This window comes from Wocania ichthyoenteri Th78, from assembly GCF_000789235.1.
GTDB classification, from domain to species: Bacteria; Bacteroidota; Bacteroidia; order Flavobacteriales; family Flavobacteriaceae; genus Wocania_A; species Wocania_A ichthyoenteri.
In genome coordinates this window covers 3,849,591-3,864,098 of the sequence record NZ_KN525716.1, presented here as the reverse complement: position 1 = coordinate 3,864,098, position 14,508 = coordinate 3,849,591, and the positions used below count along the sequence as shown (strand labels likewise).

Sequence of the window (14,508 nt, the reverse complement as noted above, 5' to 3'; positions counted from 1 at the left end):
TTCAAAAATTTTAAACAAGAAATGGTGTAAAACAAAAAAAGAGCTTTATTTTAAAATAAAGCTCTTTCATATATATTTTAATCGTACTATTTTATGTACTGTATGGTTTCAGAAGCAGCTTTATTAATACTATCAAAAAAGCCTTGTTCATTCATCCATTTATCACTATATATTTTACTCATATAACGCGATCCGTGGTCTGGGAATATAATAACAACATTATCCGTTTCTTTAAACTCACCTTGTTCTGCTAATTGATTTACAGCTTGCATCGCTGCTCCAGAGGTATAACCTACAAATAAACCTTCTGTTTTCGCTATTAATCTTGCAGTATGTGCACTTTCTTCATCTGTTACTTTAACAAATTCATCTATAGTATCAAAATCTGTTGCGGTTGGTATTAAATTCTTGCCTAAACCTTCAATTCTATAAGGATAAATTTCTTTTTCGTCAAACTCTCTTGTTTCGTGGTATTTTTTTATAACAGATCCAAAAGCATCAACGCCAATAACTTTAATATTAGGGTTTTGCTCTTTTAAATATTTTGCAGTTCCAGAAATAGTTCCTCCTGTACCACTACAAGCTACTAAGTGCGTGATTTCACCTTCTGTTTGATTCCAAATTTCAGGACCCGTTGATTGGTAATGTGCATCAATATTTAACTCATTAAAATATTGATTAATATAAACTGAACCATTAATTTCTTCATGTAAACGCTTTGCTACTTGATAGTAAGACCTCGAATCGTCTGCACTAACGTGTGCAGGACAAACGTAAACCTTTGCTCCCATGGTTTTAAGCATGTCTATCTTATCTGCCGAAGATTTAGAACTTACTGCCAAAACACAATCGTATCCTTTTATTATACTAACCATTGCAATACTAAAACCCGTGTTGCCAGATGTGGTTTCTATAATAGTGTCTCCTGGGTTAAGAATACCTTTTCTTTCTGCTTCTTCTATAATGTGTAAAGCGATTCTATCTTTTGAAGAATGTCCTGGATTAAAGGATTCTACTTTTGCAAAAAAGTTACCTTTAAATTTTGAAGCTATTTTATTAAGTCTAATAAGCGGAGTGTTGCCTACTAAGTCTAATACATTATCAAAAACCTGATTGTTGTGTTTCATAAATGCTTTTTATAAGCTACTGTAATATTACTAAAAATAATTGTAACTTAAAACTTGGCAAAAATAAGTAAATTTTTTATTATGCACTAATTCCTTCAAGGTCTAATATAAAAGCATATTCTAGAGCGACTTCTTTTAAACTTTCAAAACGCCCAGATGCGCCTCCATGACCAGAATCCATATCGGTATGTAGCAATAATTTATTATTGTCAGTTTTTAATTCTCGTAATTTCGCAACCCATTTTGCTGGTTCCCAATACTGTACTTGAGAATCGTGCAAACCTGCTGTAACTAGCATATTTGGACAGGGCTTAGCTTTAACGTTATCGTATGGAGAATAGGATTTCATATAATCATAATACCCTTTCTCATTAGGATTCCCCCATTCATCATATTCTCCAGTTGTTAAAGGAATAGTGTCATCAAGCATTGTAGTTACTACATCTACAAAAGGAACTGCAGCCAAAATTCCGTTGTATAACTCAGGATTCATGTTAATAATTGCTCCCATTAATAAACCTCCAGCTGATCCGCCGTAAGCGTATAAATGCTGTGGTGATGTGTATTTTTGTTCGATTAAATATTTAGAGCAGTCAATAAAATCAGTAAACGTGTTCTTTTTGGTTAAAAGCTTTCCGTTTTCATACCAATGTCGCCCTAAATATTCACCACCCCGAATATGAGCAATAGCATAAACAAAACCTCTATCCAACAAACTTAACCTTATGGTTGAAAAAGACGGATCGATAGTAGAGCCATATGAACCATAGGCATACTGCAACAATGGTTTTTTTCCATTTAACGATATACCTTTCTTATAAACTAAGGATATAGGAATCTTTACACCATCGCTGGCAGTTGCCCAAATACGCTTAGACTGGTAGTTAGTTTTATTAAAATTACCCCCTAAAATAGCTTGTTCTTTTTTTATTTCGCTTTGCTTAGTTTGTAAATTATAATCAATAACGGCATTAGGAGATGTTAAAGAACTATAACCGTAGCGCAAAATACAACTATTAAAATCGGGATTATTACCAATAAAAGCAGTATAAGTTTCAGAATTAAACGGTAAATAGTAATCTTCAGTTTTATCCCATTTTATTACCCGAAGTCTATTCAATCCGTTTTCGCGTTCGTTCACAACTAAATAATCTTTAAAAATCTCAATATCTTCTAATAGAACATCTTTTCTATGTGATATAACATCTACCCAATTTTCTTTTTCTAGTGATGTTTCTTTAGTTTTTGATAATTTGAAATTAGTAGCTTTATCACCATTAGAAATGATATAAAAAGAATCTTTATAATGCGCAATACTATACTCTAAATCTTGCTGTCTTTTTTGAAATATTTTAAACTCACCATTAGGTGTGTTGACATTTAAAATTCGATATTCTGAACTCAAAGTACTCGAAGAACCAATAATAATATATTTTCTAGATTTTGATTTGTAAACAAAAGTGTTAAAGGTTTCATCGGTTTCATGATATACCTCAACATCTTCTTTAGTATCAGTATGTAGTTTGTGCTTAAATATCTTGTAAGAACGTAATGTAACCTCATCTTTCATAGCATAAAACAAGGTTTTATTATCGTTTGCCCAAGTAACACTTCCGGTGGTATTTAATATTTTATCGGAGTAAATTTCACCTGTTTCTAAATTTTTAATTTGAATAGTGTATTGTCGCCTACTTACCGTATCGATTGAAAAAGCAGCTAGTTTATTATCTGGACTAATTGCAATGCTTCCTAAATTAAAGTAAGCGAAATCTTTAGCCATTTTGTTACAATCAAACAAAATTTCTTCGGCTGCTTTTAAACTTTCCTTTTTTCTTGAATAAATGGGGTAATCATTTCCTTTTTCAAAACGGGTTATATACCAGTAACCGTTTAGCTTATAAGGTACGCTAGTGTCATCTTCTTTAATGCGCCCTTTCATTTCTTCAAACAAATCCTTTTGAAACCCTTCAGTATGCTGCATAACATGCTTTGTATAGGCATTTTCAGCATTCAAATATTCGATTACTTCTGGGTTTTCTTTATCATTCAACCAATAATAATTATCGATTCTTTTATCGTTATGAATTTTTAATTCCTTTGATATTTTTTTAGCTATTGGTGGGTGAATTGTATGTTTCAAATGAAGCAATATTTATTCTTAAATTAAGGCTTCAAAAATAGAAAAATTAAATAGTTTTGTATTGTAAAACGAAAATTATAAAATTATGTTTGGAGATATGATGAATATGATGGGTAAACTCAAAGAAACCCAGCAAAAAGTTGAAGCCACTAAAAAACGTTTAGACACGGTTTTTATTGATGAAAAAAGTAGCGACGGATTGTTAAACATAACATTAACTGCAAACCGAACTATAAAATCTATTGAAATTGCAGACGAATTGCTTGAAGATAAAGAACAACTTGAAGATTACCTTGTTTTAACTTTAAATAAAGCTATTGAAAAAGCAACAAATGTAAACGAAGCAGAATTAGCTGCCGTTGCTAAAGAAGGTATGCCTAATATTCCTGGGATGGATATGTTTAAGTAGATTGGATACTAGCGAAAATTAAAAACTCCGTAAGACAGCTATTAATTTTTGATGCATAGTATCAGTATAATCCAAATGAGTTACCATACGTAATTTGCCTCCGCCCATACCTATAATTTTGATGTTTTTATCGGCTAGTTTTTGTACAAAATTATTTTCGTTTTCACCTTTATTTAATTCGAAAATTACAATATTAGTCTCAATAGGTTCAACTATTTTAACCATTGATAATTTGCGCAACTCTACTCCTATTTCTTTTGCTTTTTTATGGTCTTCAGCTAGTCTTTCAATATTGTTATCTAAGGCATACAATCCGGCTGCAGCTAAATAACCTACTTGACGCATATTACCACCAAATATTTTACGAATTCTAATTGCGTTTTTCATAATCGCTTCATCTCCAATTAATAAAGAACCTATTGGACACCCCAAACCTTTACTTAAACACACCGAAATGGTGTCAAACATTTCTCCGTATTGCTTAGCCGTTTCATTACTAGCTACTAAAGCATTCCATAAACGTGCACCATCTAAATGAAGTCCGAGATTATTATCATCACAAACTTTTCTTATTTTTTTAATTTCTGAAAAATCCCAACATGCGCCACCACCTTTATTGGTTGTGTTTTCAATTTCTACTAAACTTGTTTTACTGTAATAATAGGCATCAGGATTTATAGCTTCTAACACTTGCGCAGCTTTAAACATGCCCTGATTTCCATCAAGCAATTTACAAGACACGCCGCTATTAAATGATGCACCACCAGATTCATAATTATAAATATGTGCATATTTATCACATATTACTTGATCTCCTGGGTTTGTATGTAATTTTAAAGCCGTTTGATTTGCCATAGTGCCACTTGGAAAAAACAAGGCTTGTTCTTTTCCAAACATAGTTGCTACACGCACTTCTAATTCATTCATGGTTGGGTCTTCTCTAAATACATCGTCGCCAACTTGAGCTTGCATCATTGCATCTAACATGCCTTTTGACGGTTTAGTAATAGTATCGCTTCTTAGGTCTATATTCATTTCATCAATGCTTAAGTAATCTATCTGTAATACTGAGATTAGAAATTTTATAATTTTGAATTTTCAGTATTATCATTATATAAATTGAATTTTTGTTAAATATGTAAATATTTTATAAAAAGTAGTTTCAGTAAAAAAAATTAATAATCTTATCCAAATAATCCAAATTCATAAATACACTTATTAATAAAAGCTTACTTTTTTCTTTACTAGTTTTTAACTAAAAATTTATATAAACTAATTGTAGCAAACAAAACTTTTTTATTATTAAAAATATTAGCTAATATTTTAAATTTAAAATCCTTGTTTTCTTTCGCAAAATCTGTTATTGGGTATGCTCCTATTGCTTGTAACGAATTTATTTTATTCTTAAAAACATTTAAAGTAAATTGAGCTTTAATCATTTTAATTATGGTAAAAAAAGTAAATGTATCTCTCCTATATTTAAAATTGTTTTTAATAACTTCTTTATGTTTAATTGATTTAGTATCTAATTCATTAATTATATTAGTAAAGTCTGTAATTAATGCTAAAAAATAGTTAGCGATTCTTTTTTTGTGCTTTAAGTCACTACTTCTCATTGTGGATTCTGAAGACTGAAAATACCTATAAATATTTGATTTACAATAACCTACACGCTTCGCACTTATAAATAAAGCTAGAGTAAAACCTAGATCATCGTCATATCCTTTATCCTTGAAGGATAATTTTAAGTCATCTATAAATTCTTTTCTAACTAAATACCACCAAATTTCTACACGTAAATTGATGTCCTCTTTTAAAAATTGAGCCCCATCTGTTATTTTAATAGAGCCACAATCAAAAGATGCATATTTTGAATCAGATACTAAATTATCAAAAGTGACTAGTGCACCAAACCCCATTATATCTAGCTTATTTTTTAATGCAGCATTAAGGATAACATCTAATGAATTATGAGAAACATAGTCATCAGCATCAACAAAATAAATATAATCTCCTTTAGCTAATTTTAATAGTTTGTTTCTTGTTGCAATGACTCCTTGATTTTTATAAGAATGGACAAAAACATTATTATGCTTTTTAGAAAAATTGATTACTTTCTCTAAACTTTTATCTGTAGAGCCATCATTAATTATTACGATTTCATATTCTTTTTTATCAATATTCTGCATAATCAAACTATTAAGACACCTTTCAATATAAGCTTCTGCATTATACATTGGAATTAAAATACTCAACTTCATAACTCAAACATAAATTAGGTAATTACTAAACAATAAAAATAAAAGTGTTCTATATAATTTTTAGACAACATATATAAAATGACATCCCCAACGAAAATAAAAGAATTTGGTCTAAAAATTAGTGTTATAGTAAATGTTTATTTTAAGTTTATTCGCTATTAGCTTCAAAACACTAAATTTTAACTATAATTTATATGGCTCTAAATATTAACCTGAAAGATTTCTTTAAAAAGTTAACCCTATTTATTTCTCTGCTATTGGTATTTAATTTACTTGACATTTTATTAAGAATTTACTTAGGGTTTAGTGGAATAATTAGTAAACTATCTGTGTATTTTAACTTTAATGAAGAAGCTAGTATACCTACACTTTATTCGTTTGTTGTATTATTTACATCTGCCCTATTATTATTTTTTATTTTTACTAATAGTAAAACCAATAAGCTTAAATCTTATATGTGGCTAGGGTTATCTTTAATTTTTGCTTTTTTAGCAATAGATGAAATATTACAAATACACGAGAAATTAAGTTGGGTAGTTCAAAACCGTTTAAATACTACAGGAATATTTTGGTTTGCTTGGGTAATTCCATATTTTTTGGGTGCTGTATTAGTTTTTATAATATATGCTAGGTTTTTAATGGGCTTAGAGAAAAGGATTCGCTACATGTTTATTTTATCTGGAACTATTTTTGTAGCTGGAGCCATTGGTTTCGAGTTAATTGAATCAAACATACACTTTACCACTGGGCAATTAAATACTGAATACTATTTATTAGCTAGCTGTGAAGAATTTATGGAAATGTTTGGTATTAATCTATTTATTTATGCGCTACTTTGCCATATTAAAACAGACCAAAACACGTTACACATCAAATTAAATTAAGCTCTTTTTAATACCTTGTATTTAATGCCAAAGTTACAGCGTTGTAGTGGTTATTTTTAATAATCGGTAATTTAACCATAAATACAAAAAAGCACTTCCTGCAATTAACATTTCAATAAACTCTGAAGATTTTTCTACAATATAACCGTACTTATTATTAATTTGTGCCAAATCAACAATCACATCAAGTACAGATTGGAAAGTAATTATAATGAACCATAATATTAAAATAGTTGGTACACCGATAGCTCTGAAGCTGGAAAATCTTCTTAGAAATATTCCTATTAATCCTGATATTCCAAAGATGAGTCGAAGATTATCATTATAAAATTGTAGTGCTCCAATATTATGAAGCGTTGTCTCCCCTTGATAATTTATTTTTTTCCATTCTTCAGGAGTTTCAAAGAAGAAAAACCACTGCCCCCATGCAACCTCTTCCATTGCTAGAATAATTAAGCAAATTGAGAAAAAAATATAAAAACCAAAAACGTACTTTTTTACAGATTTGAAAATATTAAGTGAAGAGTACACTCCATAGCATCCTCCAACAAAAAATAATAAAAAAGTTAATAACTCAACGGGGTTATTTTCCTCTAACAACCAAAAATACAGACTTCTAAAACTTGGTAGCACTATAAGTAAAGCCATTATAAAAGTCAATACAATTGGCAAAAAAAGCAAAATCGTTGCTAGCTTTCTTGATATTTTATAATCGCTACTTGAAAGTAATAAATTAAACTTATCTATCATTTTAATTACAAAGGTTATAGTTTTAGTATATAAATAACTTAATCAACCACGCTAAGTTTTTTTAACTGAATTTGCTTTAACCATAAATACAAAAACGAACTTCCTGCAATAAGCAATTCTGTGATTTCAGCAAATCTTTCAATACCATTTGATAACTGTTTATTAATTTTTACAAAATCCACCAAAACATCTAGGAATGCAAGAAACACTATCATTAAAAACCAAGACAATAAGATTATTGGAACTCCAATTTTCTGGAATTTGGAATGATTTCTTAAAATGATCCCTACAAATCCAGATAATCCAAAAAACAATAAAAGGTTATCTCTATTGGATTGCATAAAATTCAAATTATGTAAAGTGGTTTCGCCTTGATAATTCATGGCTTTCCATTTCTCTGGAGTCTCAAAATGAAAAAAAGACTGCCCCCAAGAAATTTCTTCCATGGCTATTAATACCAAGAAAACAGAAAAAAAAGAATAAAATAAAACGATGTATCTTTTTTCAAATTTAGATAATTTAAACGACAAACGAATGCCATAGATGCCACCAAATAAGAATACGATAAATGTTAATAACTCTATTGGATTATTTTCTAAAACTAACCATATACCAAAATCTCTTGCTGGAGGATACGCAAATAAAAATGCTTGAAAACAAACTAATAATATAGGGAAACAAAAAATAATTATTTTTAAATTCTTAGGTAATGTAGGAGAGCCGGTTTTAAAAATATAACTTAACAATATATACGTTTTTTATTTTAAAGCAATATAGCCAATTTTAAAAAATTCACTTAATTAAAATCAATATTTTAATTTAAAAATATGTTTTTAATCTAAAAATTAACATTGCAAAAATTAATATTGCTATTTTAGTTTTTTAAATATAATTTAATGAAGTTAAGTGTTATAATACCTTGCTATAATGCCCAAGAACATATTGAAAGATGTTTAATAAATTTAGCAAATCAAAACCTAAAAGTTTCAGAATATGAAGTTATACTAATTGATGATGGTTCAAAAGACGACACTGCAAAAATAATAGAACACTTAAAGGCATCTACTAAAAATATTGTCTTTTATAAACAACCAAATCAAGGTCAAGGTGTTGCTAGAAATTATGGCTTAAAATTAGCAAAAGGAGAATATATATATTTTTTAGATGTAGATGATTACATTGCGGACAACTCTTTAAGTTTGTTGCTAAATTATCTTGAAAAATATGATTTAGACTTAATTGGTTTTAACACCATTATTACTGAAAATTACAATCTTTTTGAATTAAATAATAAAGCGTTTAATTCTGAAATAAGTATAACCAATGGAATAGACTATATTACAGAAAACAGACACCATCGTTTAGAGCCTTGGTGGTATATTACTAAAAGAGAATATTTATTAGAAATTGGAGTTCTATTTGAAGAAGGTGTGTTTTTAGAAGATGCCATTTTTACTATAAATGTTCTTTTAAATGCTAAACGATTTGCTCATATTCCTTTAGAAGCTCATAGATACATAACAAGTCCATCTTCAACTATGAGAAGTAAAAACCAAAAGCACCTAAATAAACTAGTTAAGTCTTACGTTGAGTTAATTCTTAACTTAAACCAAATGATTAATAAAATTAGTAGTTTACCTGAGATTTACAGCGCAAAATTTATAGAAAACATAAAATATAGATCTAGTGCTAATACTATGTACATGTTTTTTAAAATAGTCTCTTCAAATTATACAATTAAAGACATTAATAAAGTAATAAATAAATTAAAACTTGTTAATGCATACCCCATGGATATAAATTTATTAAATGAAGAGTTCAGCCATCCTAAAATTAGATTAGCAATGTATATATTTAACCATAAATATCTATTATATCTATTATTATACCCCTTAAGGTTTCTTGAAAGAAGAGGTGTTATAAGTACGCCTTAAAATATTTTAGTAAAAAATTAAATCTAAAATATTTTTAAAGCTACTAACTGTATATTTAGCTAAATATTCTTTACCTAAAAGCGAAGAGTTTTGCTTATGAATGTTTTGACCACTATCCTTTAAACATATAGTTGTCCAACCTAGTTTGTTTGGCGTTATAAAATCTTTTTTAACATTATCGCCAATATAATAATAATTTGCATTCTCAAATAAATTTTCAAAGTGCTTATAATTATTAACATTAGGTTTTTCGCTACCAAATTCTTCTGAAATTAACACTTCTGAAACCCAATTGTTTAGTTTTAAAGCGTCTATTTTACTCCTTTGTTGTTTGCTTCTCCCATCTGTAATAAGTCCAATTACAATACCTCTTCTTTTTAATTCATTTAATACTTCTACTCTATCTTTTGATAATTCTAATTTTGGATTATGATTTCTATAAATATCAAGCAATTCGTTAATACTAATAGACAAATTATGTATTTTAATTATAGCTTCAAACGCATTCTCTTTATCATAAAAACATGCAAGCATTTGATTATAAATAACTGATGATTCAACAGAAACCACTTTACCTATTTTTAATGAAATTTCGGTGTAAGCAGATTTTAAAAAATCTATTTCATTGTAGAGTGTATCGTCTAAATCAAATACAACTACTGTATTAATCTTCATGATTTTTTATTAAAATTTCATCATCATATCGTAGCATTAATAGATTCTCTTCCCAACCATCAAAGTAAACTAATTCCTCATGCAAAATATATTCTTGAATAATCCATTTTGGGTAGTTTCCGCCTGCTAAATATGATAGAGGAAAACCACCTCCAAATCTTGGATTAATTTCTATTCCTTTTATTTCGTTGTTTTTTTTATGTAGAAAGAATTGCGCAGTAATACATCCTATTGCATCTTCTAAAAACGAAAAATTTTCGTCTATAAAAGTTTTTAGTTTGTTTTTTTTAGTAACACCTTTACTTACCTCTCCAGCGCGAGTTTCAATACGTCTACGCGGTATAACACATTTTAAATTGCTGTTTCTATCATAATATAAATCACAGGTGTACTCGTCATATAATTTGGCATCAAAATATTCAAAAAACTTTAGTGAATCATTTTTAAATTGATATTCAGAAATTTGTGATTCACTTTTTACAATAAAATTATCATTACTGCCACTACCATTTAATGGTTTAATAAATATTGGAAGCTTATAATTACTCTTAGAATATGTTTTGGCAACACTAACATTTAATTTTTTAAATAAAGTATGTGTTTTTATTTTATCTATACATGCTTCTATCAAATTTTCGTTTGATATTACTATAGTTATATTGTTTTTTAAAAACTTTTCTTTGTTTTGTGATAAAATTAATAATTCAGTATCTATTGTTGGTATAACAAGTTTTACATTATTCTCAATGCATACTTTTAACAAATAATCTGAATAATCTGCATCATCAACTCTACATATTTTTATTGATTTATCAGCAATTTGTGCCGCTGGAGAAAGATTTGGGTTAAAATCAGCCACACACACTTTTGCTGATGGAAAAATGGCTTTTAATTCTTTCATAAAAGCTTTAACCAATGAAACTCTTCTACCTCCAGACGTTATTAAAACATTGTTCATATAAATTCTATAATCAATTTAATTCTACTTTTTTAACCTTAATATGGGATTGAATGCTATAAATAAGACATAATATATACTTTTTATATTAAATAATTTAACTAGCAATGTGTAAATAAAACCATTGTAATCTTTTCCTAAAAATGAATTTAATGGATATGCTCTAATTTCTTGCATACTAGTTATTATTTTTTTAACCTCCTTTAATTTAATAGTCGATTTTAATATTCTAATCATTAGAAAAAAAACAAATGATTGTTGACGTGCTTTTAAACGTTCAATACAAGCTTCATTTTCTTTATTCTTTTTTATTCCATCTATAAGTAGCTTAAACAGTAATGCTGCATTTGCATTATCATAAATAACTTTTAAATAATGACTGGGTTCTTTGCTCGTCATTGCAGACCCAACTACTTTAACATGCCTATGAGCATCAATCGGTAAATACCCAACCTTTTCTGCTCTTATAAGTAAATTGGCTGTAAAAATGGCATCTTCCATCCAACGCCCTTCTATAAATTTTAAACCAATAGTATTTAAAAACTCCTTTTTTGCTAGATACCACCATACCTCATTTTTGTAGCCGTTACAAGCAATGTACTTTGTTCCTTTTATTTTAGAAATGTTATAATCTACATTAACTCCTGTAGCAGACTCATATAAATCTATTTTTTCAGTGCCTTTTGATATAAAGGTTAATACCTGTAAATCATTAGTCTCTGCACAGTCTAATATAGGTTTTAAAGTGTTGTTTGCTAAATAATCGTCTGGATCAATAAAATAAACATAGGCTCCTTTGGCTACGTTTAAACCAAAGTTTCTGGCGCTTCCCACGCCTCCATTTTCCTTGTTATAAACAAAAATGTTCGTGTTTTTAAGCTGAAACTGCTTAACCACTTGAATACTATTATCCTCAGAGCCATCATTAACAACAATAATTTCGTAATCGGTTGCACTTAAGCCTTGATTTAAAAGACTTTGAATACAACCAGAAATATATTGTTCAACATTGTATACAGGAATTATAATACTTAACCTCAATAGATAGTTTTTATATTAAGACCAAGTATGCAAATACATTTATTTAATAAAGTAATATAAACTTTTACGTATTCGAATTTTGAAAAACAAAAATGAAAGCTTTAATAAATTATTGGCTGGTCTAATAAGTTAATAGCAACCAAATATAATTTATAAAATAGTAGGTCTATAAAAATATCCGTTAAAATGTAGAATTTTCCCATTAACGAAAGTTTGTGTTTTAATATAGATTTATTAATTCTATTTTTGTTCAAAATAAATTAACAAATGATTACTTCCGATCAAATTAAAAACCTAAATACCCGCCTTGACAAACTAAGGCACTATCTTTGACGTTGATGCAAAACTTATAGAAATACAAAACGAAGAAGAACAAACTTTCGATCCCAATTTTTGGAACGATTCAAAAGCTGCTGAAGTGATTATGAAATCGCTTCGAGTAAAGAAAAAGTGGATAGAAGACTATAATACTGCCAAAACACTTGTTGAAGACTTAGAAGTACTTTATGAATTTTACAAAGAAGATGAAGCTACCGCAGAAGAAGTTCAAACACGGTTTGATAAAGCATCCACTCTATTAGAAGATATTGAGTTTAAAAACATGCTTTCTGAAGAAGGTGATAGCTTAAGTGCTGTATTGCAAATTACTGCTGGTGCTGGCGGAACAGAAAGTTGCGATTGGGCAAGTATGCTTATGCGTATGTATTTAATGTATGCCGAAAAAAGCGGGTTTAAAGTTAAAGAACTCAACTTTCAGGAAGGTGATGTTGCTGGCATAAAAACGGTAACTTTAGAAATTGAAGGCGACTTTGCTTTTGGTTGGCTTAAAGGCGAAAATGGCGTGCACAGATTGGTACGTATCTCTCCTTTTGACAGTAATGCGAAACGCCACACCAGTTTTGCATCGGTTTACGTGTATCCGCTTGTTGATGATACTATTGAAATTGACATCAACCCAGCAGATTTAGATATTACAACCGCACGTTCTAGTGGTGCTGGCGGACAAAACGTAAATAAAGTAGAAACCAAAGTACAGCTAACACACAAACCAACAGGTATTCAAATATCATGTTCAGAAACACGCTCACAGCACGATAATCGCTCTCGTGCAATGCAAATGCTTAAATCTCAGCTATATGAAATTGAATTGCAAAAACAATTAGCGCAGCGTGATGATATTGAAGCAGGTAAAATGAAAATTGAATGGGGAAGTCAAATTCGAAATTATGTGATGCATCCGTATAAATTAGTAAAAGATGTACGAACAGCCCATGAAACTGGAAATGTAGATGCGGTTATGGATGGCGATATCAACGCCTTTTTAAAAGCGTATTTAATGATGATGGGACAAAAAGAAGAAGATACTTCAACTTTATGAAAACAATAAATACTATAATTTTTGATTTAGGCGGTGTATTAATCGATTGGAATCCAGAATATGTTTATTTAGACGTGTTTAATAGTAATCGCGAAAAAATGCAATGGTTTTTCGATAATATTTGTACTAACGATTGGAACGAAAATCAAGATGCAGGCTATCCAATGGCTAAAGCTACAGAAGAACGAATTGCGCTTTTTCCTGAATGGGAAAGCGAAATTAAAATGTTTTACGGGCGTTGGGAAGATATGCTGGGTGATGCTATTTCTGAAACGGTGGAGATTCTCGATAAGCTCATAAAATCTAACAATTATAAAGTTGTAGCACTTACAAATTGGAGTGCAGAAACTTTTCCTATTGCTTTAAAAAAGTTTGATTTTCTACATTGGTTTGAAGGTATTATAGTTTCAGGCGAAGAAAAAACTAGAAAACCTTTTGACGAGATTTATCATTTAACTCTAAATAGATTCAATATAAAAGCAGAACATTCTATTTTTATAGATGATAATTTACGGAATATTGAAGCTGCTAATAATTTGGGTATTAATGGCATTCATTTTAAATCTGCAGAACAACTTATTCAACAATTAAAAACTTATAATATCAAATTATAATGATAAAAATATACCATAACAATCGCTGTAGTAAATCGCGTTGCGGATTAGAAATACTGGAAAATTCAGGTAAAGAATTCGAAATTATTAAATATTTAGATGATACCCTTTCCGCGAAAGCGTTAAAAGAAATAATGGCCTTATTAAAAATAAATCCAATAGATTTAGTTAGAAAAAACGAAACCATTTGGAAAGAAAACTTTAAAGGAAAAACATTAACGGATGCCGAAATTATTCAAGCCATGGTAGAAAACCCGAAACTTATTGAACGCCCCATTGTAATAAACGGGGATAAGGCTGTAATTGGAAGGCCTCCAGAATTAATATTAGATATTAT

The 14,508-nt window shown here is 29.2% G+C and carries 15 protein-coding genes; 6 read left to right on the top strand and 9 right to left on the bottom strand.

From position 1 onward, the window contains the following. Window positions 1-86: 86 nt before the first annotated feature. Together capA and RG22_RS16740 are read right to left on the bottom strand one after the other, a co-directional pair. Complete coding sequence (gene capA / locus RG22_RS16745) at window positions 87-1,127, bottom strand: cysteate synthase (RefSeq protein ID WP_034045406.1); 1,041 nt, start codon at window positions 1,125-1,127, stop codon at window positions 87-89. 79 nt (window positions 1,128-1,206) lie between these two features. Next, on the bottom strand, window positions 1,207-3,267 hold the full coding sequence (locus RG22_RS16740; RefSeq protein ID WP_156113417.1) for a S9 family peptidase: 2,061 nt from the start codon (window positions 3,265-3,267) through the stop codon (window positions 1,207-1,209). 85 nt (window positions 3,268-3,352) lie between these two features. Between RG22_RS16740 and RG22_RS16735 the strand changes: the two genes are divergently transcribed. Beyond that, window positions 3,353-3,676, top strand: coding sequence for a YbaB/EbfC family nucleoid-associated protein (locus RG22_RS16735; protein ID WP_034045403.1), 324 nt, complete (start codon window positions 3,353-3,355; stop codon window positions 3,674-3,676). Between the two features lie 18 nt (window positions 3,677-3,694). Here RG22_RS16735 and RG22_RS16730 read toward each other — a convergent pair whose 3' ends face one another. Further along, on the bottom strand, window positions 3,695-4,711 hold the full coding sequence (locus RG22_RS16730; protein WP_034045400.1) for a threonine aldolase family protein: 1,017 nt from the start codon (window positions 4,709-4,711) through the stop codon (window positions 3,695-3,697). 209 nt (window positions 4,712-4,920) lie between these two features. Continuing rightward, a complete protein-coding gene (locus RG22_RS16725; protein ID WP_034045397.1) occupies window positions 4,921-5,937 on the bottom strand; it encodes a glycosyltransferase in 1,017 nt (338 codons plus the stop codon). Window positions 5,938-6,131: 194 nt separating this feature from the next. Here RG22_RS16725 and RG22_RS16720 point away from each other — a divergent pair, with 194 nt between their 5' ends. Beyond that, a complete protein-coding gene (locus RG22_RS16720) occupies window positions 6,132-6,821 on the top strand; it encodes a hypothetical protein (RefSeq protein ID WP_052143806.1) in 690 nt (229 codons plus the stop codon). Between the two features lie 33 nt (window positions 6,822-6,854). Here the strand turns inward: RG22_RS16720 and RG22_RS16715 are convergent, their stop codons facing one another. Together RG22_RS16715 and RG22_RS16710 are read right to left on the bottom strand one after the other, a co-directional pair. Next, a complete protein-coding gene (locus RG22_RS16715) occupies window positions 6,855-7,571 on the bottom strand; it encodes a hypothetical protein (RefSeq protein ID WP_034045395.1) in 717 nt (238 codons plus the stop codon). A 38-nt stretch (window positions 7,572-7,609) separates the two neighbouring features. Continuing rightward, window positions 7,610-8,317 carry a hypothetical protein gene (locus RG22_RS16710; RefSeq protein WP_034045393.1) on the bottom strand — a complete coding sequence of 236 codons (708 nt, stop codon included), beginning with the start codon at window positions 8,315-8,317 and terminating at the stop codon, window positions 7,610-7,612. 150 nt (window positions 8,318-8,467) lie between these two features. On the opposite strand from RG22_RS16710, the gene RG22_RS17430 reads away from it, so the two are divergent. Next, window positions 8,468-9,505: a glycosyltransferase family 2 protein gene (locus RG22_RS17430; RefSeq protein WP_052143805.1), complete on the top strand. Its 1,038-nt coding sequence runs from the start codon at window positions 8,468-8,470 to the stop codon at window positions 9,503-9,505. A 6-nt stretch (window positions 9,506-9,511) separates the two neighbouring features. Here the strand turns inward: RG22_RS17430 and RG22_RS16700 are convergent, their stop codons facing one another. The 3 genes from RG22_RS16700 to RG22_RS16690 are packed head-to-tail and all read right to left on the bottom strand — an operon-like array spanning window position 9,512 to window position 12,179. Further along, entirely contained in the window at window positions 9,512-10,180 is a 669-nt protein-coding gene (locus tag RG22_RS16700; RefSeq protein WP_034045392.1) for an HAD family hydrolase, read from the bottom strand. Continuing rightward, the gene (locus RG22_RS16695) at window positions 10,170-11,138 is read right to left on the bottom strand and encodes an ATP-grasp domain-containing protein (RefSeq protein ID WP_034045389.1); all 969 of its coding nucleotides are present in this window, start codon (window positions 11,136-11,138) and stop codon (window positions 10,170-10,172) included. Before RG22_RS16695 ends, RG22_RS16700 begins: the two co-directional genes overlap by 11 nt. A gap of 24 nt (window positions 11,139-11,162) precedes the next feature. Continuing rightward, the gene (locus RG22_RS16690) at window positions 11,163-12,179 is read right to left on the bottom strand and encodes a glycosyltransferase family 2 protein (protein WP_034045387.1); all 1,017 of its coding nucleotides are present in this window, start codon (window positions 12,177-12,179) and stop codon (window positions 11,163-11,165) included. 267 nt (window positions 12,180-12,446) lie between these two features. Between RG22_RS16690 and prfB the strand changes: the two genes are divergently transcribed. The 3 genes from prfB to arsC form a co-directional block, all read left to right on the top strand. Further along, a protein-coding gene (prfB, locus tag RG22_RS16685; RefSeq protein WP_156113415.1) for a peptide chain release factor 2 occupies window positions 12,447-13,557 on the top strand; the annotation gives its coding sequence in 2 pieces (ribosomal slippage) (window positions 12,447-12,509 and window positions 12,511-13,557; 1,110 coding nt in all). Continuing rightward, entirely contained in the window at window positions 13,554-14,171 is a 618-nt protein-coding gene (locus RG22_RS16680; RefSeq protein WP_034045383.1) for an HAD family hydrolase, read from the top strand. Before prfB ends, RG22_RS16680 begins: the two co-directional genes overlap by 4 nt. Continuing rightward, window positions 14,171-14,508 (top strand): arsenate reductase (glutaredoxin) (arsC, locus tag RG22_RS16675; protein WP_156113437.1); only part of this gene is annotated, 338 nt, incomplete at its 3' end. The genes RG22_RS16680 and arsC, both read left to right, overlap by 1 nt.

Bases quoted from the DNA above. Each gene is read 5' to 3' on its own strand.
- capA (WP_034045406.1), bottom strand. From the start codon at position 1,127: ATGAAACACAACAATCAGGTTTTTGATAATGTATTAGACTTAGTAGGC.
- RG22_RS16735 (WP_034045403.1), top strand. From the start codon at position 3,353: ATGTTTGGAGATATGATGAATATGATGGGTAAACTCAAAGAAACCCAG.
- RG22_RS16730 (WP_034045400.1), bottom strand. From the start codon at position 4,711: ATGAATATAGACCTAAGAAGCGATACTATTACTAAACCGTCAAAAGGC.
- RG22_RS16725 (WP_034045397.1), bottom strand. From the start codon at position 5,937: ATGAAGTTGAGTATTTTAATTCCAATGTATAATGCAGAAGCTTATATT.
- RG22_RS16720 (WP_052143806.1), top strand. From the start codon at position 6,132: ATGGCTCTAAATATTAACCTGAAAGATTTCTTTAAAAAGTTAACCCTA.
- RG22_RS16715 (WP_034045395.1), bottom strand. From the start codon at position 7,571: ATGATAGATAAGTTTAATTTATTACTTTCAAGTAGCGATTATAAAATA.
- RG22_RS17430 (WP_052143805.1), top strand. From the start codon at position 8,468: ATGAAGTTAAGTGTTATAATACCTTGCTATAATGCCCAAGAACATATT.
- RG22_RS16700 (WP_034045392.1), bottom strand. From the start codon at position 10,180: ATGAAGATTAATACAGTAGTTGTATTTGATTTAGACGATACACTCTAC.
- RG22_RS16695 (WP_034045389.1), bottom strand. From the start codon at position 11,138: ATGAACAATGTTTTAATAACGTCTGGAGGTAGAAGAGTTTCATTGGTT.
- RG22_RS16680 (WP_034045383.1), top strand. From the start codon at position 13,554: ATGAAAACAATAAATACTATAATTTTTGATTTAGGCGGTGTATTAATC.